We start from the raw sequence: 26,254 nt of genomic DNA on the forward strand, positions 1-26,254 counted from the left end.
CGACAAGGCAGCGCTCTAGATGCCCCAGATGCCACTAATTGCTGGCGGCTCTAATGAAAAAAGTGATTGCTTGCTTTCTGTTTCTGCTCCTTCTGGGCACGGCCGTTTTGCATTATCTGCACTTGGATGCGCTGCTCTGGCATGCCTGGCGTCTGAATGGTGAAGCTCACCAGCACGGTGGGCTTTTGCTTAACGACTACCGCGTTGATGTAGAGGAGAGAGCGATTGAAGGGCTCCGTGACGATGTCTCTGCGCTGACCTATAACAACGAAACCAATACCTTGTTTGCCGTGCTCAATGGCGAACCCTTGTTGGTCGAGTTGAGTTTAGAGGGCGCTCTGCTGCGTAAGCTGCGGATCGATGGTGTGCAGGATATGGAAGGGCTGACCCATGTCAGCGGCAACCGCTATGTGGTTGCGGAAGAGCGCAGTCAGCGCCTTTTGGTTATTGACGTGCCGCCGCAAGCTGAGCGGATCGACGTATCGAATGTGCCGAGTCTGGTCATCGGGCTGGATCTGAACGGCAACAAGGGGTTTGAGGGTTTGTCCTGGGATGATAAGGACAAGCGCCTCTTGGTGGTCAAGGAGCGTGATCCGCTGCGGGTGCTGTCGGTTACCGGCTTTGTTGATGCATTGGCTGGTGGGCCGATGGCGGTGCAGATTCAGGAGTTAACGTCCCCAGGTTCGCCTCGCCTTTTTATGCACGATTTGTCTTCGTTGAGCCTGCATGATGAGACCGGTCATCTGCTATTGCTGAGCGACGAGTCACATATGGTGGTGGAGTATGCGGAGAGCGGTGAACCGCTCAGTCTGTTGGGGCTCTGGCGTGGCATGAGCGGCCTGCAGAAGACGGTTCCGCAGGCCGAGGGGCTGGCGATGGATGACCAGCGGAGGCTATACCTGGTCAGCGAGCCTAATTTGTTCTATCGCTTTGTGCCGGGGCGCTGAACCGGGTTCAGTCACGTTCCAGCGTCTTTACCCCATCCTTGGTGCCGAGCAGCAGAACATCTGCTGGACGAGCGGCAAACAGCCCATTACATACCACGCCGACAATGGCATTCAGGTCGCTTTCCAGCTGCTGCGGATCGACGATAGACATGTTGTAGATGTCGATAATCACGTTGCCGTTATCGGTGACACAGCCCTCTCGATACACCGGGTCACCGCCGAGTTTGACGATTTCACGGGCCACGTGGCTGCGCGCCATGGGAATGACCTCGACCGGCAGCGGGAAATTGCCTAGCACCGGCACCAGTTTGCTGGCGTCGGCGATGCAGATAAAGGTTTTGGCGACCGCGGCGACAATTTTCTCGCGGGTCAGGGCTGCGCCGCCGCCCTTGATCAGCTCAAGACGTTCGTTGCTCTCGTCGGCACCATCGACATAAAAGTCCAGGTGGGCAACGCTGTTGAGTTCATACACAGCAATACCGTGGCTTTTTAGCCGTTCAGCCGTCGCTTCTGAGCTGGCGACGGCGCCCTCAAAGGCCAGTTTGTGCTTGGCCAGCGCATCAATAAAGCAGTTGGCGGTAGAGCCGGTGCCTACGCCAATGATGCTTTGGGCGTCCAGGTGTGGCAGCAGGCGGTCTACGGCAGCTTGGCCTACGGCCTGTTTCAGTTCGTCCTGGGTCATGGTCGGCTCCTTTGGGGCGCTAGTGAAATACCGATTATACGGGCTTGCGGTGGCTCACGTGTAGTCGCGCAGGCAGGGATTCGCTAGACTGGCGGCTTTTCACCCGGAACAAGCTGACCTCGCCCATGCTGGAAACCTACGTCAAGAAAATCCTCTCCTCACGCGTGTACGATGTGGCCGTTGAAACCCCTGTGCACGCCGCGCCTTTTTTGTCTGAGCGACTGGGTAACACCGTGCTGCTAAAGCGCGAGGATCTTCAGCCGGTTTTTTCCTTCAAGATTCGTGGGGCCTATAACAAGCTGGCGCAGTTGACTGATGAGCAACGTGCCTGTGGTGTGGTGGCTGCCTCTGCCGGCAACCATGCGCAAGGGCTGGCCTACGCCGCCCGGCATATGGGCGTCAAGGCGACTATCGTAATGCCCCGCACGACGCCCGAGATCAAGGTCAAGGCGGTGCGTGCACGTGGCGGCAAGGTAATATTGCACGGTGATGCCTTTGATGAGGCGCTGGCCTATTCGCAGAAGCTGGTCAAGGAAAAGGGCTTCGTTTACATCCACCCCTATGATGATCCCGACACCATTGCTGGTCAGGGTACTGTGGCGATGGAGGTACTGCGCCAGGTCCAGGGGCCGTTGAACGCTATTTTTGTACCAGTGGGCGGCGGTGGGCTGATTGCCGGTATTGCGGCTTACGTGAAGTACCTGCGTCCGGATATCAAGGTGATCGGCGTTGAGCCGGAAGACTCCGCCTGCCTGAAGGCGGCCATGGCCGCTGATGAGCGGGTGGTGCTGAGTCAGGTGGGGTTGTTTGCCGATGGCGTCGCGGTAGCCCAGATTGGTGAGCATACGTTTGAGGTTTGCCGTCACTACGTCGATGAGGTCGTGACGGTGACGACCGACGAAATGTGTGCGGCGATCAAGGATATCTATGACGATACGCGTTCGATCTGTGAGCCGGCTGGGTGTCTGGGCGTAGCGGGTATCAAGAAGTACGTAGCGCGCGAAGGCTGTACCGGCCAGGTGCTGGTAGCGATCGATTCGGGCGCCAATGTGAACTTTGATCGTTTGCGGCATGTTGCTGAGCGAGCGGAGCTTGGCGAGAAGCGTGAAGCCTTGCTGGCAGTAACCATTCCGGAGAAGCCCGGCAGCTTCAAGAATTTCTGTGAGGCTATTGGTAAGCGCGCCATCACTGAATTCAATTATCGTTATCACAGTGGCAGCGAGGCGCATATTTTCGTCGGTGTGCAAACGCATCCAGAGCTGGACCCAAGAGACGTGTTGGTAGCTCAGCTGGAAAAGGAAGGCTTTCCGGTACTGGACCTGACAGACAATGAGCTGGCCAAGCTGCATGTGCGCCATATGGTGGGCGGCCATGCCGAGCACGTCACTGATGAAGTTGTGTTCCGCTTCGAGTTTCCCGAGCGGCCGGGCGCGCTGTTTAACTTTCTAAACAAGTTGGGTGGGCGCTGGAATATTTCGATGTTCCACTACCGTAACCATGGCGCAGCTTACGGTCGAGTGGTGGCGGGGCTGCAAGTGCCAAAGAGTGAGCGGCACCTCGTCTCGCAAGCACTGGATGCTATTGGCTATCAGTACTGGGATGAAAGCGATAACCCAGCCTACCGTCTGTATTTAGGTTAGAGCGCAGTGTTCTCGTCGGCGCTGCATGTGCGGTTCCGGCCCTGCTCTTTGGCGCGGTAGAGCGCCGCATCGGCCAATTTAATCAGGTCGTGAGGGCGCCACTCCGGCGCTGGTTGCTTGCTTGCTGCGCCGATACTGACGCTGAGTAAGCCGCTGGGATTGCTGGTTTGCGGGTGTGGTAAGCCCATGCTGGCGACCGATTCGTGGATACGTTCGGCCGCTTGCAGGCACTGCTTCAGGTCTGCGCCCGGCAAAATCACAGCGAACTCCTCCCCACCATAGCGACAGACACTGTCTCCCTCTCGGGTGAGGCAGCCAGTCAGCGCTCTGGCCAGGCGTTGCAAGGCATCATCTCCGGCCTGGTGCCCGAGCCGATCGTTGAAATCCTTGAAGTGGTCAACGTCCAGCATTAAAAGTCCTAGCGCAAGTTTGTCGCGTCGTAATCTGCGCCACTCTCCCTGTAACGTCTTGTCGAAATAGCGCCGATTGTAGAGGCCGGTCAAGCCATCCTGGTTGGATAGTCTTTTCAGGCGATCAGCGATATCCAGCTGCTCGCTGTTGTTGCGGCCGACGCAGATCAGGTAGTCGCGGCCCATGCGTTGGAGGTGTCGTACACTGATCTCCAGTGGCGTGGACTTTCCTTCACGGTTGACCACGTGTTGCTGAAAAATGGCGTTACCCTGATTGTTAATAAGGCTTTTGACTGCACCTATCCAGGTGCTGGCGTCCGGCATGATCTTTTGCGGTGCGGTGCTGATCAGCTTGCGCAACTCTTCTTCGCTATAGCCCAGGCTTTGCCAGCATGTGCGGTTGAGATACACCAATTCCTGCGGCTCCAGGCCAATAATGAAAAGCGCGTCGTGACTGTGATCGGTCATGTCGATAATCAGCTTGGTACGAGCCTGAGTTCGTTTCAGGCTCTGTTCAATAGTCTGGCGCCTGACTACCTCTGCCTGTAGTTGATGATTGGTCTTTCTCAGGATGGTGTTGCGGCGAGCGCCCAGCAGCGCCAGGTATAGGGAACAGCACAGTAATAGCGCCGTTAGCGTCCCGCTGAGCATGACGATCAGGGGTAGGCGGGTACTGGTGTTGTTCATCAGATGCTGGGTGGGATGAACAACCAGAACAAAATTACGATTTTCACCGAGCATAACCGGGCTGGTAACGCGCCAGCTGTTGGCGATTTGGTCAGTGGTAGGCCGGTTTATCAGTGTCTGGCCGAGTTCTTTCAGTTCGATGCTTAAGCGGTTGGCCTGGAGGTCTCTGAGTAGGTCTGCCATGAGCACTTCAACGCGAAAGATACCCAGAAGAAAGCCGTCAAATTGGGTTTTGGTCTCGCCATCCCGATAAATAGGTACGTAGTAAGCCAGGCCCTGGCCACCCTGTATCAACTTGAATGAGTTGCTAAGTTGCGGCTGGCCTGTAGCTTGTGCTTTGACCAGTAGTGGGTAATTGGGGTGCGCCTTCGGATAGGCGAAGTTCGCCGCTGCTTCATTTCCCGCCAGTGGCTCAATCCAGCGCATGTGGTAGTCAGCGTCGAGCCATTCGATGGCCTGGAAGTTCTCGAAGTCGCGCAGCAATCTTTTTGCGTCGCTTTGCCACAAGTCTGGCTTGCCGTGCTGAAATTCCCAGCGTTGCGCCATACGCACTAACGTCGTTGCCTGTTGCTGAAAACGGGACTCGATCTGTTTGGCGAGACTATTGGACTCTAACTGCAAGCGCGCGCGCGCTTGTTCCTGTTCGGCAGTGAGTAGGGCCTGCCAGGCATAGAAAACAGCAATTAACAGCAGTGCGAACAAAGCTATGATCAGGGCAAAGGTTTTTTTCGCATTGTGGGTGGCTGAGCTAAGTAGCATGGCTGCACTCTACTGATGTTGCCTTACTGATAGCACATTGCTGGCTTTTGTAGTAGCCGGTTTTGCCGCTTTGGGGGGGTAGCCCCTTCGGATTAATCGTTCTAGTCGACGCTTGTCAGTATTGCCCACTGTTTTTCGGTGATAGGCATGACCGACAAGCGGTTGCCTTTGTGCAGGAGAGGCAGCTCCGCAAGGCCGTCCATCAGCCTTATTTCCGCCAACGATAGAAGCTTGTGGAACTTTCTTGACAGGGCGACGTCAACCGCCAGCCAAGGCAGGTTTTCTGCGCTGGCTTTAAGGTCGTGGTACGGGCTGCTTGGGTCCAGTGCTGCGCGGTCTGGATAAGGGTTACTGACAATAGTGCCTATGCCTGCGATGCCCGGTGGTTTGCAGCTGGAGTGATAGAACAGAAAACTGTCTCCTGCTTGCATGTTGCGGATGAAGTTGCGAGCTTGATAGTTACGAACGCCATCCCATGGGGACGGGCTGTTACAGGCTAGATCGTCGATGGAAAAACTGTCTGGTTCTGACTTCATTAGCCAGTAGTTCATCAATAGGTCCTTTTGTCTCGAATATTGACATTGGGTTTTATAAATATTATATGAGATAAACTGATACGCCAGCTTGAAGTGTCTCGGAATCCATCAGGTTGGATTTCGGCAGGGGTTGGGTACTGAATAATAATATAGATTGCCGGATAGAGAAGGAGGCAACGCGTGCGACGTAAGCCAGATTTGTTGTGGGTATTGGTTATTGTCTTTGGTTTGGGGGTGGTCACTACCGGGTACACGCAGAGTTATCTGGATAAATCCTCGGAACGTGAAGTGGACGCCAGTTACCCCTGATATTCGGCCCAACACTTCAGGTGTGGGCGCAGCATCAGCTGCTCTTGGTCAGTCACAATGCCGTCCAGCGGGATATCCCAGCTGGCAGTGGGTAGTGAACGGGTCTTTTGGCAGTCATGAGCAAGTCCGATGAGTGCCGGCGACCGCCAGGTATTCCTTCTGTGCCTGTACGCAAAGGCGCGATCATAGAAGCCTCCGCCCATCCCGAGGCGATTACCCTGCGCATCAAATCCAACGAGCGGCATTAATACCAGGCCCAAACGCCAAGGCTTTACCTGCAAACGGCGGTTGAGTAGGGGTTCGCGTATGCCATAGCGATTCCGTGTCCAGCGCTGCCCCGGCAGCAATCGTTGGAAACTCATGCGAGTGCTTGGCCAGCGATTCAATACGGGTAGATAGCACTGCTTGCGCAGGCGACGGCAGCGAGACATTAACGGTGCCGGATCTATCTCGCCGTCGGCCGCCAGGTAAAAGGCAATATGACGACTGCGCAGAAAAAGCGCGCTTTGGCCGAGTCGGCGCGCAAGGCGTTTGCTGGCGTTTTTTTGTTCAGCCCGGCTCAAGCCGCGGCGAGCATTGCGCAGTTGCTTGCGTAATTGCTTGCGGGAGTCGGGCGTCATGGAAAAGGTCCCCAGAGTGCCGCTGTCGGGTTAGCCCTTGAACCCGAAAGTTCAAGGTGGGGGACACGGCGCTGCCTCAGGCTTTCCGTCATGCGGACATGCACACTGGCAACAACGCGTGGCCTCCTGGTACAGGAGTATCGGCTCAGGGACATCTCCGACTGGCAAACACCCCAGGGATGTTTGCCACTATACAGAAAACCCGATGCGAGTTCGATGTCAGTCGCAGTTTGTCTTTCAAAAGGCTTGGTTTTAAGCGTTGAGCTGGCTGGTATAAGCATTTAAAGCAGCGGGCACCAGTTCAGCTTTGGTGGTTTTCCAGCGCTTGATCGAGGCGTTTAACCAAATCGCTGATCTGTGCTTGCTGTTCGTTCAGTGCGCCGCTTTGATCGTGACTGCCGGTCAGCATTTCGTGGCTGATATTGAGCGCAGCCATGACCGCAATGCGTTCAACGCCGATCACCTTACCGCTATTGCGGATGTCGCGCATGGTGGTATCAAGATGGCGCGCGGCCTGCTCCAGGTTGCTTCGTTCTTCTGCCGGGCAGCTGACACGATACTCTTTGTCGAGTATGTGCAGGGTGACTGTCAGGGGTTGGCTCATGAGTCGTGCTCCAGGGATTTGAGTCGCAATATCATGGCTTCGACCTTCTGACGGGCCAAATCGTTCTTTTCAATTAACTGTACGCGTTCATCTCGCCACAAACGCTCCTGCGCAAGCAGGTGCTGATTCTGCAGTTTAAGTTGGTCGCAGAGGTCAATCAGTTGGGTAATGCGTTGTGTGAGTGCGTCGATATCGGGTGCGTCCATTGTTGCCATTCTGTCTTCCCGGTGTTGAGCCACTATAGAGGCGGCCCGCAAGGTGGTCAAACCTCGCGCAATGCACTATTGACCGGTGTCCGGATTGGGCTTGCCGCTAGCAGGGCGGTAGATTTACCCCTTGCTGGGCAGGCACAATAGACCCACATTAGTTCATCTGCTTCGAGCGTCCGCGTGCAGGCCATAGCATACCTGTATTCACGACTCGCGGCAGTGCCTGTTTCTCACTTCCAAGAGGCCCGGAAACCACTATGGCTTTGATGCCCGCCGTTTTTGACTATGACCGCTACGCCCAGATCTGCAGCGATGTGGGGGCCGTTGCTCACCCGGCCGAGTTGCACGGCCATCTGGTCGGCCGCCTGTCTGCAGGTGCGCGCCTTGATCATACTACCTGGCTTGCCGTTGCCAACGAGCTGCTGGATGGTTCCGGTAGTTTGCCCGAGGCCGGCAAGGTCGCACTGATTCAGCTCTACGACGCCAGTTTGGCGGAACTCACCGGCAGCGGTTTTGATCTCAGTCTGGTGCTGCCCGACGATAGCGCTACTATTGATCACCGCACCGAAGCTCTCGGGCATTGGTGTGAAGGTTTTCTGGCGGGCTTTGGTCTGGTCGAGCGCAGCGGCGAGCTGAGCGAAGAGGCGGATAGCGTGCTACGTGACTTTGTGGCGATCTCGCAGGTGCAAACCGATCTGGATGAGTCGGAGGCCAATGAGGTCGACTTTATGGAAGTCATGGAGTACGTGCGTATGGCTGTGCTCATGGTCTTTAGTGAGTGCCAGCCAGCTACCAGCGAGCAGGACACCCCACCCGCATCACTGCATTGATCGAGGTCTTCATGCAAATCAGCAAGCAGGATTACGCCCGCCGCCGTAAGGCGCTGATGAATCAGATGGAACCCAACAGCATTGCGATTTTGCCGGCCGCGCCAGTTTATGTGCGCAACCGTGATGTAGAACATAATTACCGACAGGATAGCGATTTCCAGTACCTCACAGGCTTTCCCGAGCCGGAAGCGGTTGCCGTCCTGGTGCCGGGCCGTGAGCATGGCGATTACGTGCTTTTTTGCCGGGAGAAGGACAAGGAACGCGAGCTGTGGGATGGTTATCGTGCCGGGCAGGATGGCGCTGTCAGTGAGTATGGTGCCAGTGATGCGTTCCCGATTACGGATATCGATGACATTCTGCCGGGGCTGATCGAAGGGCGCACGCGTGTCTACTACGCGATGGGCGCCAATCCTGAGTTTGATCGTCGTTTGACCAACTGGATCAATCAGATTCGCAGCAAGGCGCGCCTGGGTGCGCAGCCGCCCAGCGAGTTCGTTGCGCTGGATCACTTGCTGCATGATATGCGGCTGTACAAGAGCGCTGGTGAACTCAAGGTCATGCAGCGTGCAGCCGATATTTCCTGTGAGGCGCATACCCGTGCCATGCAAGTCTGCCGTCCAGGCATGTATGAGTATCAGCTGGAAGCCGAGTTGCAGCATACTTTCATGCGCCATGGCAGCCGTTCGCCCGCTTACTCCTCGATTGTGGCTGCGGGCCGCAACGGCTGTATTCTGCACTACACCGAAAACACCTCGCAGATTCGCGACGGCGACCTGATTCTGATTGATGCTGGTTGCGAGCTTGACTGCTATGCCAGTGATATTACCCGCACCTTTCCAGCCAACGGTCGCTTCAGCCCTGAACAACGCGCTATTTATGACATTGTGCTGGCCGCGCAGTACGCATCAATCGAGGCGATTGGGCCGGATCGTAGTTGGAACGAGTCGCACGATGCCAGTCTGCGAGTCATTACCGCAGGGCTGGTGGAATTGGGGCTGCTCAAGGGCGATGTGGACGAGCTGATTGCCGCTGAAGCCTATCGCCGCTTTTACATGCACCGAGTTGGTCACTGGTTGGGTATGGACGTGCATGACGTGGGTGAGTACCGCGTCGGCGGCGTCTGGCGCGCACTCGAGCCGGGGATGGTAATGACCGTTGAACCAGGTATTTACATCTCGCCAGACGATGACAGCGTGCCCCGTAAGTGGCGCGGTATCGGCATTCGTATTGAAGATGATGTGGTGGTCACCAAAACGGGTTGTCAGGTGCTGACCGGCAATGTCGTTAAGGAGCCGGACGAGATAGAAGCACTGATGGCAGCCGCACGCCAGACGGAGGCGGAGCCCGCGTGAGCAAGGTGATCAGCATTGTCGGTGGTGGCATGGTTGGCGCCAGTCTGGCGCTGGCACTGCAATCGCATGCGCAGCAGCATGACTGGCAGCTGCAGTTGATTGAAAGTCACCCGCCCGGCGCTGTTGATGATCAACCCAGCTACGATGCGCGTTCCACTGCACTGTCCCATGGCAGCCGCTTGTTGCTTGAGCGACTAGGCCTATGGCCTGCTTTGGCGCAGCGGGTTGAGCCTATTGCGCATATTCACGTCTCGGATCGCGGCCATCCTGGGGTGACTCGTTTAGCGGCGCAGCGCGAAGGCGTGCCAGCTCTCGGTTATGTCGTTGAGAACGCGGTGCTCGGCGAGGCCTTGCTTGGCGCGCTGGATCATTCGGTGGTGAGCTGGCAAGCACCAGCGCGGGTTACTCGGGTGGCCGCTGCGCCGCAAGGCTACCAACTGACAGTGGCGGCAGAACAGGGCGAGCATCAGCAGCAATCTGATTTGCTGGTGATCGCCGATGGCGGACGCTCTGGCTTGCTAGAGCAGCTAGGTATTCATCGCCAGAGTCGGCCTTATGGGCAGACGGCGATCATTGCCAACATTACCAGCGCTGACGGACACGCGGGTGTGGCTTACGAGCGCTTTACCGAAAGCGGCCCGTTGGCCTTGCTGCCGATGTCAGAGAAGCGCAGCGCCCTGGTCTGGACGTTGCCTGCAGACGAAGCGGCTGCGGTCGCTGAGTTGTCGGATGCTGCCTTTCTGGCACGATTGCAGGACGCTTTTGGCTTTCGCATGGGCGCGCTGAAGAAGGTGGGTTCAAGACACAGTTATCCGCTTAGCCTGACCGAGTCCGAGGAGCAGGTGCGCTCCGGGTTGGTCGTGCTGGGTAATGCTGCGCACAGTCTGCATCCTATTGCGGGGCAGGGGTTTAATCTGTCGCTGCGCGATGCCATGGCGCTGGCGGATACCCTTGTTGGTGCCGGTCAGGCGCAGTCGCCGGGCGACTTGCGCTTGCTGCAGCATTACCTGCAACGGCAGCAAGCCGATCAACGGCAGACCATTGCAGTTAGCGACTGGCTGACACGCTTGTTCAGTAATCAACGGCCGGTCCTGGCGGCTGGTCGCAATCTGGGGTTGCTGGGAATGGATATAGTCTCGCCACTGAAAACGGTTTTTGCGCGTCAGGCCATGGGGTTGAAGGGATGAGCACAGCAGCGCAGCAGACGGATTCAACACAGCACTTCGATGTACTGATTGTCGGTGCCGGTATGGTGGGTTCGGCACTTGCCTGCGCCCTGGCTGATACTCGGCTGCGCATCGGCTTGCTCGACAGCCAGGCGCTGGAGCTAATTCCGGCTCCGGTTACCGGTTCGGGCTTTGATCCCCGCGTCAGCGCCTTGAGTGCGGCCTCGGAACAAATACTCAAGGGCTTGGGTGCCTGGCAGCGGTTTGCTTCTGATGCGGGCGTGGCCTACCGCAGTATGTGCGTGTGGGACGCAGAAGGCACTGGTGAGGTGCATTTTGACGCGCAAGCGCTGGGTGAGTCGCGGCTGGGTCATATTGTTGAGAATTACCGGGTGCAGAATGGCTTGCTGCAGCAACTGCACGCCAGCCAGGTAACCTTGTTGCCGGGCGTAAAGGTTCGCGGTCTGGTGCGTGAAGATAGCGGCTGGCGAATTGACGGCAATGATGGCCAGCGCCTGCAGGCACCTTTGGTCGTGGCCGCCGATGGTGCGCGCTCTCGACTGCGCGAGTTGGCTGGCTTTGCCATGCGCGAGTGGGATTATCTGCATCATGCGGTGGTTACTACGGTTGAACTGTCTGAGCCACATCAGCACACGGCCTGGCAGCGCTTTTTGCCGAGCGGCCCCCTGGCGTTTCTGCCTTTGCCCTCTCAGGACGCAAAACACTACTGCTCCATTGTATGGTCGCTTTTGCCAGACGCGGCCGCAGAGGTGATGGCGCTGGATGATACGGCGTTCTGCGCAGCCATCACCGAGGCGCTGGAAGCGCGCCTGGGGCCGGTCCTGTCAGTTGATCAAAGAGTCAGCATCCCGCTGCGCCAACGCCATGCCAAGCATTATGCGATGCCGGGATTGGTATTGGTTGGTGATGCTGCGCACAGCATTCATCCGCTGGCGGGGCAGGGCGTGAACCTGGGTTTTCTCGATGCGGCTGCGCTTAGTGATGTATTGCATGAGGCGTTAGCGCGCGGAGAAAGCCTGGCCGAGCTCGCGGTACTGCAGCGCTATGAGCGTGCACGCATGGGTAGTAATTTGGCGGTCATGGCGGCGATGGAAGGCTTTGAACGACTGTTTCATGCGCAGGCCTTGCCGCTGCGCTGGTTGCGCAATGCGGGTATGACGATCTTTGATCAGGCTCCGTTGATCAAGGCAGAAGTGATGCGACGCGCTATGGGCGTGAGTGGTGAGTTGCCCTCACTGGCCCGGCCATAAGACTGGGCAGTCAGCACTAATAGTTTGATAAGCTAAACTCTAATCATTATCATCTGCCTTCAATTTCTCGACCAAGAGGCGTTTCCATGTCAGTGATTCGCAATGCAGCCGTCATCGGGCTCGCGCTGAGCACACTGGGCAACCTGGCCCAAGCCAAGGAGCTGGTTGTCTATTCCTCCCGTCAAGATCACCTGATCAAGCCGGTGTTCGATCTGTACACCGAAAAGACCGGCACCAATATCCAGTTTATTACTGACAGCGAAGCGCCGCTGCTGGCGCGACTGAAGGCAGAGGGCGCCAACACGCCGGCAGACCTGCTGATTACGGTTGATGCTGGCAACCTCTGGCAGGCAGAGCAACAGGGTGTGCTGCGTGAGGTTAAATCCGACGTAATTGAAGCCAATATCCCCGCTCAGTATCGTTCGGCCAACGGCTACTGGACCGGTCTTTCGCTGCGTGCGCGTACCATTGCCTACTCAACCGAACGAGTTGATCCCGAGACGTTGAGTACCTATGAGGCGCTGGCTGACAGTGAGTGGCAGGGTCGCTTGTGCCTGCGTACCGCGAAAAAGGTGTACAACCAGTCTCTAACCGGCACGATGATCGAGACCCTGGGGGCGGAGCGGACTTCCGAGGTGTTGCAGGGCTGGGTCAATAACCTGGCGACTCCAGTATTCCCGGATGATACGGCGTTGCTGCAGTCCATCGCAGCGGGTCAGTGCGACGTGGGTATCGTCAATAGCTACTATTTCGGGCGCCTTGAAGTGGCCAATCCCGACTTGCCGGTCAAGCTGTTCTGGCCGAATCAGGATGACCGTGGTGTGCACGTCAATATCTCTGGTGCCGGTGTGACGCATTACGCCAAGCACCGCAAGGGCGCGATCGAGTTCCTTGAGTGGCTTACCACCGAGGAAGCGCAACGAGTTTTTGCTGATGTGAATCAGGAGTTTCCGGCGAATGAGTCGGTCGCACCCTCTGCCGAAGTGGCGTCCTGGGGCGACTTCAAGGCTGACAACGTCAATGTTGAGGTTGCTGGTCGTCGTCAGGCGGAAGCCATCATGATGATGGATCGCGTTGGCTGGCATTGATCCTGGCGCAGCTCTGAGCGCTATTTGTCGATATACTGCACGCCCGGTCGCTAGACCGGGCGTTGTTGTATCTGGGTGGGCAGCCGGTTGAAAGACTAGTTGTCTGGCCAATGCTGTGTTTGAACTGGCCCTTGTCTTGGCTGCTTCGCCTTTATTTTTCAACAGCCTGCTGGCAGGAGTTGTTGTAGTGCGCCCTTCCATTGCCGATAAACGCCGTTGGCGTCTGGTTGCCTATGCCGCCGCTGTGTTGGTGCTTTTGCCGCTCGTGGTGCTGGTGCTCAGCTGGAATAGCCTGGATGTAGATATCTGGACGCACCTGCTACAAACGCAGATGGGGCGACTGCTGAGTAATACGTTAATACTCATTATCGGTGTCGCCACCGGGGTGGTGATGTTAGGCGTGAGTCTGGCCTGGTTGACCAGTCTCTGCGAGTTTCCTGGCCGCCGTTGGTTCGATTGGGCACTGATGCTGCCCTTTGCTATTCCTGCTTATGTGCTCGCTTTTGTGATGATCGGTCTGCTGGATTTTGCTGGTCCTTTGCAGACTCTGCTGCGAGATTGGTTGGGTAACGACTTTCGTATGTGGTCGATTCGCTCTACCAGCGGCGTGATTCTGGTGCTGGTACTGGTTTTTTATCCCTACGTTTACATGCTGGCGCGCGGGGCGTTTCTGGCTCAGGGTCGCGGCTTGATGGATGCGGCGCGGGTGCTGGGGCATACCCCGTGGCAAGCCTTCTGGCGTGTAGCCTTGCCCATGGCGCGTCCGGCCATCGGTGCTGGTGCTGCCTTGGCGGTGATGGAGACGCTGGCAGATTTCGGGGCTGTCTCGGTGTTCAACTACGACACCTTTACTACCGCGATCTACAAGACCTGGTATGGCTTTTTCAGCTTGCAGACGGCGACGCAGCTGGCCAGTTTGTTGCTGTTATTTGTGTTGCTCGCGCTTTACGCCGAGCGCCGCGCGCAAGGCAGCAAGCGCTTCCCCGGCGCTGAGCGCCCCCGCCAGGGCGCGCTTTACCGGCTGCAAGGTGTGCGTGGCTGGCTGGCCTTCGGCTTTTGCCTGCTGGTGCTGGCTATTGCCTTCATCATTCCGGTAATGCAGTTGCTGTATTGGCTGGTCAGCAGCGGCAAGAGTGACTTCGATAGCCGGTACTGGACGCTTATTCGCAACACGCTGCTGCTGGGCGCGATTGCTGCTCTGGTGACAGTGACGGTTGCTTTGCTGCTGGTGCTGGCGCGCAGATTGCAGCCGCTGCGCCGGGTACGCTCTGCCGTCGCGTTGGCTAACTTGGGCTATGCGCTGCCGGGATCGGTGCTGGCCGTCGGTATCATGTTTGCTTTCAGCTTTGCCGATAATCAACTGATTATTCCGCTGCGGCAGTGGTGGGGCGCCGAGGATCCTGCGCCATTGCTTCTCGGCAGTCTTTTCGCCCTGTTACTGGCGTACCTGATACGTTTCATGGCGGTTGCCAGTGGTCCGCTCGACTCCTCGCTGGCGCGGATCAGGCCGGCGCTGCCTGAGGCTGCGCATAGTCTCGGGCATAACGGCATCAGCGTGCTGTGGCGTATTTATCTGCCTTTGCTGCTGCCCGGTATTTTCAGTGCTGCGCTACTGGTTTTTGTCGATGTACTGAAAGAAATGCCTGCTACGCTGTTGATGCGTCCCTTTGGTTGGGACACGCTGGCTGTGCGTATCCACAGCCTGACCGCAGAAGGTGATTGGGCGCGTGCCGCCTTGCCCGCTTTGAGCCTGGTGCTGGCAGGGCTACTACCGGTCATTGTGTTGATTCGGCGTTCGGCAGGGCGCCCGGGTTAGGCCCGGTTTCAGGCGGCATTGCCAGCCTGAAGCCGTTTTAAATCGCCTGCAGATCTTACCTTTGGGTGAAGTACTGCAAAGTGATGCGGTTTGGGGCTACAATCCGGGCTTTGAAATCCTACAGAATGAAGGACTGCTGCATGGCCTCGCGGACTCCCCTGTACGAACAGCATCTTGCCGCTGGCGCCAAAATCGTCGATTTTGGTGGCTGGGACATGCCTCTCAACTACGGTTCTCAGCTGGAAGAGCACCATCAAGTGCGACGTGACGTCGGCATGTTCGATGTGTCGCACATGACAGTGGTCGACGTGACCGGCACCGAAGCGCAGAACTACCTGCAGTTTTTGCTGGCCAACGATGTTGCCCGTCTCAAGTCCTCTGGCAAGGCGCTGTATAGCGGCATGCTGAACGAGCAGGGCGGCGTGATTGATGATTTGATCGTCTATCTGACCGTGAATGGCTATCGTGTAGTGGTCAATGCCGCGACGCGTGTTAAGGACCTGGAGTGGATGAATCGCCAGGCTGAGTCCTTTGCCGTAACGCTGACTGAACGCCCCGACTTGGCGATGATCGCCGTGCAGGGGCCTCGCGCTATCGAGGTTGCCAAGCAAGTGGTCACCGACGCCCGTGCAGCACTTATTGTCGATCTCAAACCCTTTCAGGGCCTGCCTGACGGCGATTGGTTCATCGGCCGGACCGGTTATACCGGCGAGGATGGTCTGGAAATCATGCTGCCCGGTACCGAAGCTGCGGCGTTCTGGGATGCGCTGCTGGCTGCTGGCTGCAAGCCCTGTGGCCTGGGCGCACGCGACACGCTGCGACTGGAGGCCGGGATGAATTTGTACGGCTCGGATATGGACGAAAATATCTCGCCATTGGCCGCCAATATGGCCTGGACCATTGCCTGGGAGCCAGCCGACCGCGAGTTTATCGGTCGCGCGGCCCTGACCGAGCAGAAAGAAGCCGGCGATCAACCCAAGCTGGTTGGGCTGGTCCTGTCCGAGCGTGCGGTCTTGCGTGGTCACCAGAAAGTTATTGTCGAGGGGGTGGGTGAAGGTGAGATCACCAGCGGCACCTTCTCGCCAACGCTTGGCTACTCGATCGCTCTGGCCCGAGTGCCGCGCGGTACAGGCAGCACGGCCAAAGTCGAGATTCGCGGCAAGTTACTCGATGTACGAGTGGTCAAGCCCAGCTTCGTGCGCAACGGCCAGGCCGTTGTTGAATAAGATTACGTTTCAATTTTGAGGACCTATCAATGAGCAATATTCCCGCTGAATTGCGTTACGCCTCCAGCCACGAATGGACCCGTCTTGAGTCTGACGGCACTGTCACCGTGGGCATTACCGACCATGCCCAGGACTTGCTGGGTGACGTGGTTTTTGTCGAATGTCCCGATGTGGGCCGCCAGGTCAGTGCCGGTGAAGAGTGTGCAGTGGTTGAGTCAGTCAAGGCTGCATCCGACATCTACGCACCTATCAGCGGTGAAGTCATTGCGGTCAACGAAGCGCTGACCGATTCTCCCGAGCTGGTCAACAGCGAGCCATACGGTGCGGCATGGTTCTTCAAGATCAAGCCCAGCGACGTTAGCGAGCTGGACAAACTGCTGGATGCTGACGCCTATGGCGCTGCCATCTGATCTGCGGTCTGTCCTGTTGCAGTAAAAGCCCTGAGTCGCCTCAGGGCTTTTTGCTTTCCTTCTTTTGCTTCATTTGTCTTTTGCAGGTAACCACTCATGAGTAACGCGTTCAGCCTCACTGATCTGGAACAGACCGACGACTTCATCCGCCGACATATCGGCCCCGATGCCGCCGAGCAGCAAGCCATGCTCGACGCCCTCGGCGCCAACTCGCTGGAGGATCTGGTTGGTCAGACCGTGCCGCAGAGTATTCTGCGTAATGAGCTGCTGGAGCTGGGCGCGCCGCGTAGCGAAGCCGAAGTGCTGAGCTACCTGAAGCAGGTCGCCGCGCGCAATCAGGTGTTTACCTCCTGTATCGGTATGGGCTACCACGGCACCCTGACGCCGACGGTGATTCTGCGCAATGTGCTGGAGAATCCGGGCTGGTATACCGCCTACACACCTTACCAGCCGGAGATTGCCCAGGGCCGCCTGGAGTCCTTGTTGAACTTCCAGCAGCTGACTATCGATCTGACCGGTATGGAGCTGGCCAGTGCCTCGCTGCTGGATGAGGCTACTGCCGCAGCGGAGGCCATGGCGTTGGCCAAGCGGGTGGCCAAGAGCAAGAGCAACCTGTTCTTTGTCGATGAGGACTGCCATCCACAGACGATTTCAGTCGTACTCACTCGTGCCGAAGCTTTTGGCTTTGACGTGGTGGTGGATGATGTGTCGACGCTGGGCGAGCATGAGGTGTTCGGTGCCTTGTTCCAGTACCCGACTACCTGGGGTGAGATTCGCGATCTCAAGCCACTGATCGAGCGGGTTCAGGCGCAAAAGGGTCTGGCGTGTGTGTCCGCTGACCTGTTAGCGCTGGTGAAATTGACCTCGCCGGGTGAGCTGGGCGCCGATGTGGTCTTTGGTTCTGCCCAGCGTTTCGGTGTGCCTATGGGCTACGGTGGACCGCACGCGGCCTTCTTTGCAACGCGTGATGCCTACAAACGCGCCATGCCTGGCCGCATTATTGGCGTGTCGGTCGACGCCCGTGGCAACCGCGCACTGCGTATGGCGCTGCAGACCCGCGAGCAGCATATTCGCCGCGAGAAGGCCAACTCCAACATCTGTACCGCTCAGGTTCTATTGGCCAACATAGCCAGCTTTTACGCGGTCTATCATGGTCCGCAGGGCCTCAAGGTCATTGCCGACCGGGTACATCGCCTGACTGCCATTCTGGCTGCAGGCCTGCAGGCGGCGGGTGTCACTCTGCGTAATCAGAGCTTCTTCGACACCCTGACCCTGAATGTGCCGGGTAAGGCTGGCGAGATTGTCGGACGCGCACGCGCCGCGCGTGTAAACCTGCGTATGATCGACGGTGATGCGGTGGGTGTCAGCCTGGATGAAACCACTACCCGTGCTACGGTTGAAACGCTGCTGGCCGTAATTGTCGGTGAGGCGCATGGGCAGAATTTGTCCGCGCTGGACGCACAAATTATCGGCACTGAGCCGGGTATCCCCGCCGAGCTGCGTCGTACTTCCGATTTTCTGACCCATCCAGTGTTCAACAGCTACCACTCGGAAACCGAGATGCTGCGTTACATCAAGTCGCTGGAGAACAAGGACCTGGCGCTTAACCATTCGATGATCCCGCTCGGCTCCTGCACCATGAAGCTGAACGCAACGACTGAGATGATTCCCATCACCTGGCCGGAGTTCGGTCAGCTGCATCCCTTTGTTCCTCTGGCGCAAGCCGAGGGCTACAAGCAGATGATTGACGAGCTGGAAGCCATGTTGCGCGGCATTACCGGGTTTGATGCTATCTGCATGCAGCCCAACTCGGGCGCGCAGGGTGAGTACGCCGGTCTGCTGGCGATCCGCAAGTTCCATGAAGCTAATGGCGATGCGCATCGCGATGTCTGCCTGATCCCTACCTCGGCGCACGGCACCAACCCAGCCTCAGCGATGATGGCCAGCATGCGCGTGGTACTGGTCGCCTGTGATGATCAGGGCAACGTAGACGTAGCCGATCTGCGCCAGAAGGCTGAAGACAACGCCGAGAAGCTGTCCTGCCTGATGATTACCTATCCGTCGACCCATGGTGTTTACGAAGAGGGTATTCGCGAGATTTGCGAGATCGTTCACCAGCACGGCGGCCAGGTTTACATGGATGGCGCCAACCTGAATGCGCAGGTGGGTCTGACCCGTCCGGCCGATATTGGGGCTGACGTGTCGCACATGAACCTGCACAAGACCTTCTGTATTCCGCACGGCGGTGGTGGCCCCGGCATGGGCCCGATCGGCGTCAAGGCGCACCTGGCGCCCTTCGTTGCTAATCACCCGGTAGTACCGCTGGATGGCCCGAACCCGCAGAACGGCGCAGTTAGCGCTGCGCCCTGGGGTAGTGCCAGCATCCTGCCGATCAGTTGGACCTATATCGCACTGATGGGCGCTATCGGTCTGCGCCAGGCCACCGCCGTGGCCATTCTCAATGCCAATTATCTGGCCAAGCGCCTGGGTGATGCTTATCCGGTGCTCTACAGCGGCCGCAATGGCCGCGTCGCGCACGAGTGCATCATCGACATTCGCCCGCTCAAGGCGGCGTCCGGTATTACCGAGGAAGACGTGGCCAAGCGGCTAATGGACTTTGGCTTCCACGCACCGACTATGTCCTTCCCGGTGGCGGGTACGCTGATGATCGAGCCGACCGAAAGCGAATCCAAAGCGGAGCTGGATCGTTTTGTTGATGCGATGCTGACCATCCGTGCCGAAATCCGCAAGGTCGAGCAGGGCGAGTGGACGGCAGAGGACAACCCGCTGCACAACGCGCCGCATACCCTCGCGGATATCACTGGTGACTGGCAGCGCGCTTATAGCCGTGAAGAGGCTGTGTTCCCGCAGGCGTGGGTTGCCGCCAACAAGTTCTGGCCGAGTGTGAACCGTATCGATAACGTCTACGGCGACCGCAACCTGTTCTGCGCCTGCCCGCCGATCGAGTCCTACGAGGATTAAGCGCGCGTGCGCCCGGTGGTCGAGGCGTTGCCTTCGATTGCCGGGCGCTGGCCGCGAGCCAGGGTCAGTACGGCCTCGACGCCGATATTGCAGTTGTGCAGTTCAATGTGACCATGATGTAGCTTGGCAACTTCACTGACAAAGCTCAGCCCGAGCCCGGTGCTCTTGCGCTGACTGTCCGGGCGCGGCAAGGAATAGAAACGCTCGAATACCCTATCCAGCGCGTACTCCGGTACTGACGGTCCTTGATTGCCGATGCGTACCAGCAGGTTCGCGTCCTGTTCCTCAATGCTGACCGTTACCTCGCCCTCTGGCGGGCTGAACTCGATGGCGTTGTCCAGTAGATTGCTGATCGCCTGCTCAATCAGGAAGGCGTCGCCCTGCAGTTGGCTGGCTGCTGCGCAGGTCAGCGATAGACGGAGGAATTTCTTTTGCGCCAGCGGACCCTTGGCTTCCAGCTCCTTGCCTGCAATTTCAGCCAGGTCGATGATTTCGGGGTGTTCCAGATGTTTTAGTTTCTCCACGCTGGCGAGTGACAGCAGGCGGTCGATAAGACGCTGCAGGCGTTCTGACTCGTTGTCGATATTGGCCAGGAAGCGGCTGCGCATGGGTGCGGGCACATCGTCTTCCTGCAGTAGCTCGGCGGCACCGCGAATGGCGGACAGCGGCGACTTCATCTCGTGTGTCAGCGTGTGCACGTATTGCTCGACATAGGCCTTACCATCAATTTCCTGACGCATGGCTTCGGTCGCGCTGGCCAATCGGGCCAGCTCGCGGTCCGCCAGCTCCGGTGGGCTGACCCGTTCGCCGTTGCGCGCCCGCTCGACATAATCAACCAACTGCCGCACCGAGCGCGTAAGCCAATAGGCCATGCCCGCACCCAGCAACAGTGCGCCCAGCAGAATAATGCCGCCACGCTGCCAAAAATAGCCGTGTGCCAGGGTGATGAAGGGGTGCAGGCTGGCGTTTGGCTTGCCCAGGGTGAGCACACCAGCCAATTCATCGCCCTGATACACCGGTGCTGCGACATACATGAAGCTGGTTGTTTCATCCTCCGGATCATTGCGCGTCGTGCGCGCGCCGTATTCACCACGCAGAGTCATGGATACGTCGCGCCATTTTGAGTAGTCCGCGCCGATCTGGCTTGCGTCTGTGTGGAAGAGGACCTTGCCTTGGGTGTCTGTCAGGTACAACACTAGCTCGTTTTGGGTTTTGTGGCGTGACCAGATCTGGGCGTCCAGAGGCCTTGCCAGGTACCGTTTGACCGCGTTACTGAATGGGCTGTCGCTGGTAAAGCCGTCGTTCCAGTGCAGCTCAGCTATACCTGCGAGCAGGTTGGCACTATCGACCATGACCTCCTCGCTGGCCTGACGCACCGAGGAAGGAACCTGATTAAGGATGCTGCTGAGAAACAGCACCGTGGCCAGCCCGGCAATCAGAAACCAGGCGACCAGTAACCGGGTACTCAGGGTCACGCGTGGTCACCGGGTGGTCGCACCTTGATGCTGTAGCCCAACCCGCGGTGAGTGATGATGGGATCGTGACCTGGCAATATGCGTTTCAGCTTGGTGCGAATCCCCTTTATATGGGTATCGACTACGCGGTCCAGGCTGGCAGCGGGGTCATCCCAGGCGGCGTCCATTAATTGATCGCGGCTGCGTACGTGCTCAGGATGCTGCAGCAGGGTGCTGAGTATCAGGTACTCATAGCGGGTCAGGTCCAGCCACTCTTGCTGATAACGTATGCGTCGCCGTGCCGAATCGTCGACAAACAGCGACGCGGTTTCAGTGTTGGCTGGTTCCGGGCGCGCCCGCCGCAGGATGGCGCGCACCCGGGCCGATATCTCGCGCGGACTAAAGGGCTTTACCACGTAGTCGTCGGCACCGATTTCCAGGCCGACAATACGATCCACTTCTTCCTTGCGCGCGGTCAGAAACATGATGGGCACTGATGAGAATTGGCGAATCCGGCGGCATAGTTCAAAGCCGCTCTCGTCCGGCAGGCCGACATCCAGTATCACGAAATCTACGGGATTGTTCTGTAGCCACTGCATGCCATCACCTGCCAGTGCGCACCATTGGGTGGCGAAGCCTTCGGTACCCAGCGCATAGAGCAGCGCATCGGCAATTGCCGGCTCGTCTTCAATTATCAGTATGTTGTCAGCCATGACCTGTTCGCACTCACCATCGAGCGCTGATTGTGGCTGCTCAGGCACCGGCAGCGCAATCATAGGTATGGTTCAAGTGAGGCGCTGACCACATAACGCATCGGCCCGCCGCTAGTAAGCGAGGCAAACGGATAACAGGTGACCAGGCGCAATTCAGCGCGCCTGTGCTGTAGCTCGATACGTTCCTCGCGACTGTCGACCACGCGCTGGCTGTCGATACGGTATTGATACTCCTCGCCGTTGGCAGCTTGTATGCGCAGCCGGTCACCGGTTTTCAGGCGCTGCATAAAGGCGAAATGACTGTCCTGGTGGCCGGCTAACACCAAGGTGCCGATATCGCCGGGACCCACCCCGTTGTCGAGCTTGCCAGGACCAAAAGCCAGTGCCTGCCCGCTGACGCCGGACAGCACATAGCTGATGCTGCCATCGGGCGCGGTTAGTTTGGCCACCGGCCAGGTATCGGCCCAGGACCATGGACGCACCTGCTCGCCACTACTGAGTTGCTGCTCCCAGGCCTGTGCAATCAGCCACTGGGCCACTATGGCTTTGCCCTGCAGCCAGGTGCCTTGCCCAGCAAAGCCGAGGGCACCCAGCAAGAGAGCTACCGCGATCAATTTACGCATGACGTGGCCGTTGCCAATACAGCATAGCCAGTCCAGCCATCAGCAGCATTGCTGCCAGCAGCCAGATCTGCAGCAGACCGAGCGAGGTTTGCGGGTAGGCCTGGTGGTCAATCGGGTTGAGGTTGGGTATCTGCTGGCTGTTCAGCGGCTCCTGCGCTTGACGTACCGGTGTTTTATCGACCGCCACGAAGCTGGTGTAACGGCTTAGCAGTTGATGGCGCAAGGCGACCTCAAGTACCGCTTCACGGATGATGGGTTCTGGCTCACCTTGGGTTATACGATCCATGAGTGACTCTATTTTGCTGCGCGCCCAGAGTGTGGATACGCCCTTGTGCTGTTGTGCCTGTGGCACATCTAATTCTTGCTGCCAGGGCTCGGGCTGGTTGCCGTAGAGGATGATGCTGCGCGGCAAGCGGTTGAGTTTCATAGCGACCACCAGCGGTTGGTCAGCGTAGAGGTCGGGCAGTTTTTCCGGCCAGATTTCAGCGCTGACGCCTTCATCCATTGCAATGCGCAGGTTGGTCAGCACCGGTGCTTCCAGCTTGCTGAACAGTTGGTTCATCGCCGCGCTGACGCCTTGCCCATCATTGACCGAGGTAAATTGGCCACGGCCAATATCCGCCGCTTTGCGCAGCAGGTAATTGTTGGGCGCCGCGCCGATACCCACGGTGAACAGCCGTGATGTGTCCAAGCGGAGGTCGATCAGCGTCAGGACTTCCTGCTCATTACTGACCGAGCCATCGGTAATGAAAATGAGCTGGCGCAGATACCCCTGCTCGCCTTGTTGGCCCAGCGCGTTGGCGACCACAGGCAGCATTTCGGTACCGCCGCTGGCCTCCAGTTGCGCCACCCATTCAGTAGCGGTATCGCGATTTGCCTTGCTGGCCTGGCGGGGCTCCTGGAATAGCTCGCTGTAATCGCTATTGAATTCCAGTACGTTAAAGCGATCTTCCGGCTCCAGGCGCTGGATAGCGTATAGCAGGCTTTCTCTGGCCTGACGCATGCGTGAACCCTGCATGGAGCCGGAGGTGTCGATGATCAGTATTACCTCGCGTGGCTGTCGCTGGCTGATCGCCTCGCGCGCAGCGGGGGAGAGCATCAGCATGGCGTACTGCTCGCCGTTGACTGTTTCGGTAAATATCGATGCCTGATTGCCGGCGTTAGTGGGTAGTTGCCACTCAAGAATAAAATCGCGCTCCATGATCACCGTGTTGTTAGCCAGCTCCACTTGATAACCACGGCCGTCGTAGTTGGCAGTAAGTGGATGGCTGGGGCTGTGAATCTGTTGCAGTTCCATGCCGCCATCCAGGTAGATGTTTAGTCGTGCCTGATGCGAAGGTGCGTCGGTCCACTGCTGCTGCACAATGCGGCCTTCCACCGCCGGTGCGGGTGCTTCGCCAAATTCCAGCGGTTGCGCCGCGGTATAGCGCGGTGTCATGGTCAGCGGCAGGCGCAGGCTGAACTGGTTGGCATCGGGGATGAGTAGCTCGGTGTATTGCAGAGTGACGCTGATGGTCTCGCCTGCGGCAATGTTGGCGACCGAGGTGCTGAACAGGTTGGGGCGTCGCTGCTCGGTCAAACCGGTCTGCTGACCATTGGCTTTGGCTCTCTCATAAATGGCTTTGGCCTCGGCTTTCTCATGAATTTCACCGACGATATGACGCTCGCCGATATCCAGCGTCATCGCATGCACAGCGGCGTTTTCGCTCATCGGTAGTACGTACTCGCCTTCGCTGAAATGCTCGCCTGGGTTGGTGAAACGTTGGCGTATGCGCACTTCGGCAACGGGGCCATTGATCTGCACGTCAATGTCGGTGTTGAGTAGCAGAGCGGCCTGCCATTCTGATTCAGCGCCGTTGCGCATTAACAGCAGTCCGGTCTGTGGTTGGTCCGGATCGGCTGCGTTGGCCAAGGTCTGCTGGCCAAACAGACTGCTTATGATGAGTAGCCATCCAATCATGCGTTTCATGCTGAGTCTCCCTGGTTGATTAACGAGTGCCAGTATCGAGAGCTTCTTTGTGAGCATGATGTGGTTTGTGTGTGGTCGGCTATTTTCTGCTTCTGGCGACCTGCGAAGCCAGCCGAGAGCAGTCAGAGGCGTGACTGTGTTCTGGTGCAGAGCGTCTGCCAAGAGTACATTAGAACCTGTCTGCAACAGCACCTGCCACCAGACGGCTTTGGCCGTCACCACCTTATTTGAGCGCAGGCTTTCACTGCGTTGGATGTTGTGCGGGGCCTTGACTGTCCGTTGTCCTATTCAGCCACAGGAGTAGTACCCGCCCATGAGTGAAAACGGTAGCCGCGCCATTCATACTGAACTTGATGCCATTGCCGAAGCTCTGTCCAAGGGCAAGCGCAAGCGTGTGCGTAAAATGCTGCGGACCATGCATCCGGGCAAAGTGGCCAGCGTTCTGGAAGCACTCGATCCAGAGCAGCGGCAAGCTGTCTGGCAGCAGGTGGATGACAACACAGAAGAGCAGGTCTTACGCCATCTGGATGCGCTGATGGCTGCGGCCTTGCTGCGCGACCCGCTGGATGATGCGTTATCCGACGAGCTGGATGAGGATGACGAACACGGTGCTACGACTCAGATTGCCCGTGTGCGTGACGCGTTGGAAGCGGGCAAGTTCAAGCGGGTGGGCAAGGCGTTTCGGCAAATGCACCCGGCCAAGGCTGCAGGTCTGTTGGAAGCACTGCCGCCGGAAGAGCGGACCAGCGTGTGGGATATGCTGGACGCCGAGCGTGCGGGCAAGATTCTGGTGCATCTGCACGATGAGGTACGTGCTCGGCTGGCGCTGGAAATGGAAGAGGAGGAGCTGGCAGCCGCTGCGCAGAATCTGGATCTGGATGACCTGGTCGACCTGATTCAGGACCTGCCGTCAAATACCGGCCGCGAATTGCTGCAGACCATGGACGTGCGTAAGCGTCAGCAGCTGCTCTCGATGCTGTCCTACCCGGAGGACTCCGCTGGCGGCTTGATGAATACTGACCATCTGTCGGTGCGAGCAGACGTGCGGGTTGGCTCGGTGCTGCGCTATTTGCGCTTGCTGGAAGACCTGCCTGACCATACCGACAAGGTGATGGTGGTTGATCGTAAAAACCGCTATCAGGGCGTTCTGCGCCTCAGTCGCTTGCTCACCAGTTTGCCTGAGGCTCATGTCGGCGATGTGATGGATGCAGAATTCAAAGCGCTTGATGTAACCCTGTCCAGTAGTGAAGTCGCTCGTCGCTTTGAAGATCTCGACATTCTTTCTGCCGGCGTTGTAGATGAGAATAATATTCTGCTCGGGCGTATCACGGTGGATGACGTGATGGACATCATTCGCGAAGACTCAGAGCGCGCGATGATGAACATGGCGGGTCTTAATGATGAGGCGGATATGTTTGCCCCGGTACTGACCAGCGCGCGTCGCCGGGCTGTCTGGCTAGGGATCAATCTGGTAACCGCGTTTCTTGCCGCCTGGGTTATCGGTCTGTTTCAGGGCACTTTGGAGCAGATTGTGGCGCTGGCGGTGCTGATGCCGATTGTTGCCAGTATGGGCGGGATTGCTGGCAGTCAGACTCTGACACTGGTGATTCGCGGATTGGCGCTTGGGCAGGTAGAAGGTGGTAACGCGCGCCTGCTGCTGGCCAAGGAGTTGGGGATTGGATTTCTCAATGGCCTGTTGTGGGCAGGCGTAGTTGCTGCACTAGCGATTCTCTGGTTTGGTAGTTGGCAGATCGGCGCCATCATCGGCGCCGCCATTCTGCTCAACCTGCTGTGTGCAGCCTTTGCTGGTCTGCTTATTCCGCTCTTGCTGCGCCGTCTGGGCATTGATCCGGCACTGGCAGGCAGTGTGATACTGACCACAGTAACCGACGTGATTGGCTTTCTTGCCTTCCTGGGGCTTGCGACCGTCTTTTTGCTCTAACGCTTGGCT

At 57.9% G+C, this 26,254-nt stretch carries 23 protein-coding genes and 1 other RNA gene; 13 read left to right on the forward strand and 11 right to left on the reverse strand.

The window, feature by feature from the left end; genetic code table 11:
• Positions 1-53 precede the first annotated feature (53 nt).
• Positions 54-947, forward strand: coding sequence for an SdiA-regulated domain-containing protein (locus EF096_RS04200; RefSeq protein WP_123888369.1), 894 nt, complete (start codon positions 54-56; stop codon positions 945-947).
• Between the two features lie 7 nt (positions 948-954).
• Here EF096_RS04200 and rpiA read toward each other — a convergent pair whose 3' ends face one another.
• Positions 955-1,629 (reverse strand): ribose-5-phosphate isomerase RpiA, encoded by a 675-nt coding sequence (gene rpiA / locus EF096_RS04205; protein WP_123888370.1) that lies wholly within the window; start codon positions 1,627-1,629, stop codon positions 955-957.
• 125 nt (positions 1,630-1,754) lie between these two features.
• On the opposite strand from rpiA, the gene ilvA reads away from it, so the two are divergent.
• Positions 1,755-3,269 (forward strand): threonine ammonia-lyase, biosynthetic, encoded by a 1,515-nt coding sequence (gene ilvA / locus EF096_RS04210; protein WP_123888371.1) that lies wholly within the window; start codon positions 1,755-1,757, stop codon positions 3,267-3,269.
• On the opposite strand, the gene EF096_RS04215 is transcribed toward ilvA, so the two are convergent.
• Together EF096_RS04215 and EF096_RS04220 are read right to left on the reverse strand one after the other, a co-directional pair.
• A complete protein-coding gene (locus tag EF096_RS04215; RefSeq protein WP_123888372.1) occupies positions 3,266-5,125 on the reverse strand; it encodes a diguanylate cyclase in 1,860 nt (619 codons plus the stop codon). The two genes, ilvA and EF096_RS04215, sit on opposite strands and share 4 nt — an antisense overlap.
• A 101-nt stretch (positions 5,126-5,226) precedes the next feature.
• Positions 5,227-5,676: an EVE domain-containing protein gene (locus EF096_RS04220; RefSeq protein ID WP_123888373.1), complete on the reverse strand. Its 450-nt coding sequence runs from the start codon at positions 5,674-5,676 to the stop codon at positions 5,227-5,229.
• A 165-nt stretch (positions 5,677-5,841) separates the two neighbouring features.
• Between EF096_RS04220 and EF096_RS20725 the strand changes: the two genes are divergently transcribed.
• The gene (locus EF096_RS20725; RefSeq protein ID WP_256671245.1) at positions 5,842-5,970 is read left to right on the forward strand and encodes a hypothetical protein; all 129 of its coding nucleotides are present in this window, start codon (positions 5,842-5,844) and stop codon (positions 5,968-5,970) included.
• On the opposite strand, the gene EF096_RS04225 is transcribed toward EF096_RS20725, so the two are convergent.
• The 4 genes from EF096_RS04225 to EF096_RS04240 form a co-directional block, all read right to left on the reverse strand.
• On the reverse strand, positions 5,961-6,590 hold the full coding sequence (locus EF096_RS04225; protein ID WP_123888374.1) for a 5-formyltetrahydrofolate cyclo-ligase: 630 nt from the start codon (positions 6,588-6,590) through the stop codon (positions 5,961-5,963). The two genes, EF096_RS20725 and EF096_RS04225, sit on opposite strands and share 10 nt — an antisense overlap.
• A 4-nt stretch (positions 6,591-6,594) precedes the next feature.
• Positions 6,595-6,773: non-coding RNA, 6S RNA (ssrS, locus tag EF096_RS04230), on the reverse strand.
• Between the two features lie 118 nt (positions 6,774-6,891).
• Complete coding sequence (locus EF096_RS04235; RefSeq protein ID WP_123888375.1) at positions 6,892-7,194, reverse strand: cell division protein ZapA; 303 nt, start codon at positions 7,192-7,194, stop codon at positions 6,892-6,894.
• Positions 7,191-7,409, reverse strand: a complete 219-nt coding sequence (locus EF096_RS04240) for a TIGR02449 family protein (protein ID WP_372237842.1) — start codon at positions 7,407-7,409, stop codon at positions 7,191-7,193. Before EF096_RS04240 ends, EF096_RS04235 begins: the two co-directional genes overlap by 4 nt.
• A 251-nt stretch (positions 7,410-7,660) precedes the next feature.
• On the opposite strand from EF096_RS04240, the gene EF096_RS04245 reads away from it, so the two are divergent.
• The 9 genes from EF096_RS04245 (at position 7,661) to gcvP (ending at position 19,544) form a co-directional block, all read left to right on the forward strand.
• On the forward strand, positions 7,661-8,233 hold the full coding sequence (locus EF096_RS04245) for a UPF0149 family protein (protein ID WP_218565704.1): 573 nt from the start codon (positions 7,661-7,663) through the stop codon (positions 8,231-8,233).
• 11 nt (positions 8,234-8,244) lie between these two features.
• On the forward strand, positions 8,245-9,585 hold the full coding sequence (pepP, locus tag EF096_RS04250) for a Xaa-Pro aminopeptidase (protein WP_123888376.1): 1,341 nt from the start codon (positions 8,245-8,247) through the stop codon (positions 9,583-9,585).
• Complete coding sequence (ubiH, locus tag EF096_RS04255; protein WP_123888377.1) at positions 9,582-10,772, forward strand: 2-octaprenyl-6-methoxyphenyl hydroxylase; 1,191 nt, start codon at positions 9,582-9,584, stop codon at positions 10,770-10,772. Before pepP ends, ubiH begins: the two co-directional genes overlap by 4 nt.
• Complete coding sequence (locus tag EF096_RS04260; protein WP_123888378.1) at positions 10,769-12,022, forward strand: FAD-dependent monooxygenase; 1,254 nt, start codon at positions 10,769-10,771, stop codon at positions 12,020-12,022. The genes ubiH and EF096_RS04260 overlap by 4 nt, the downstream gene beginning before the upstream one ends.
• Positions 12,023-12,108: 86 nt before the next feature.
• Positions 12,109-13,110 carry an extracellular solute-binding protein gene (locus EF096_RS04265; protein ID WP_123888379.1) on the forward strand — a complete coding sequence of 334 codons (1,002 nt, stop codon included), beginning with the start codon at positions 12,109-12,111 and terminating at the stop codon, positions 13,108-13,110.
• A 187-nt stretch (positions 13,111-13,297) separates the two neighbouring features.
• On the forward strand, positions 13,298-14,926 hold the full coding sequence (locus EF096_RS04270) for an ABC transporter permease (RefSeq protein WP_235869626.1): 1,629 nt from the start codon (positions 13,298-13,300) through the stop codon (positions 14,924-14,926).
• Positions 14,927-15,066: 140 nt separating this feature from the next.
• On the forward strand, positions 15,067-16,152 hold the full coding sequence (gcvT, locus tag EF096_RS04275; RefSeq protein ID WP_123888380.1) for a glycine cleavage system aminomethyltransferase GcvT: 1,086 nt from the start codon (positions 15,067-15,069) through the stop codon (positions 16,150-16,152).
• Between the two features lie 29 nt (positions 16,153-16,181).
• Entirely contained in the window at positions 16,182-16,562 is a 381-nt protein-coding gene (gene gcvH, locus EF096_RS04280) for a glycine cleavage system protein GcvH (protein ID WP_123888381.1), read from the forward strand.
• 96 nt (positions 16,563-16,658) lie between these two features.
• Positions 16,659-19,544 (forward strand): aminomethyl-transferring glycine dehydrogenase, encoded by a 2,886-nt coding sequence (gene gcvP / locus EF096_RS04285; protein WP_123888382.1) that lies wholly within the window; start codon positions 16,659-16,661, stop codon positions 19,542-19,544.
• Here gcvP and creC read toward each other — a convergent pair.
• The 4 genes from creC to EF096_RS04305 are packed head-to-tail and all read right to left on the reverse strand — an operon-like array spanning position 19,541 to position 24,303.
• Complete coding sequence (creC, locus tag EF096_RS04290; RefSeq protein WP_123888383.1) at positions 19,541-21,019, reverse strand: two-component system sensor histidine kinase CreC; 1,479 nt, start codon at positions 21,017-21,019, stop codon at positions 19,541-19,543. The genes gcvP and creC overlap by 4 nt on opposite strands.
• Complete coding sequence (gene creB / locus EF096_RS04295; protein ID WP_123888513.1) at positions 21,016-21,711, reverse strand: two-component system response regulator CreB; 696 nt, start codon at positions 21,709-21,711, stop codon at positions 21,016-21,018. Before creB ends, creC begins: the two co-directional genes overlap by 4 nt.
• Before the next feature lie 59 nt (positions 21,712-21,770).
• Positions 21,771-22,334, reverse strand: coding sequence for a class GN sortase (locus EF096_RS04300; RefSeq protein WP_123888384.1), 564 nt, complete (start codon positions 22,332-22,334; stop codon positions 21,771-21,773).
• Positions 22,327-24,303 (reverse strand): marine proteobacterial sortase target protein, encoded by a 1,977-nt coding sequence (locus EF096_RS04305; RefSeq protein ID WP_158611236.1) that lies wholly within the window; start codon positions 24,301-24,303, stop codon positions 22,327-22,329. Before EF096_RS04305 ends, EF096_RS04300 begins: the two co-directional genes overlap by 8 nt.
• 313 nt (positions 24,304-24,616) lie before the next feature.
• Between EF096_RS04305 and mgtE the strand changes: the two genes are divergently transcribed.
• Positions 24,617-26,245 carry a magnesium transporter gene (gene mgtE / locus EF096_RS04310; RefSeq protein ID WP_123888386.1) on the forward strand — a complete coding sequence of 543 codons (1,629 nt, stop codon included), beginning with the start codon at positions 24,617-24,619 and terminating at the stop codon, positions 26,243-26,245.
• Positions 26,246-26,254: the final 9 nt, after the last annotated feature.

Origin of the sequence: Pseudomonas neustonica, from assembly GCF_003797945.1 — a bacterium.
GTDB classification, from domain to species: domain Bacteria; phylum Pseudomonadota; class Gammaproteobacteria; order Pseudomonadales; family Pseudomonadaceae; genus Halopseudomonas; species Halopseudomonas neustonica.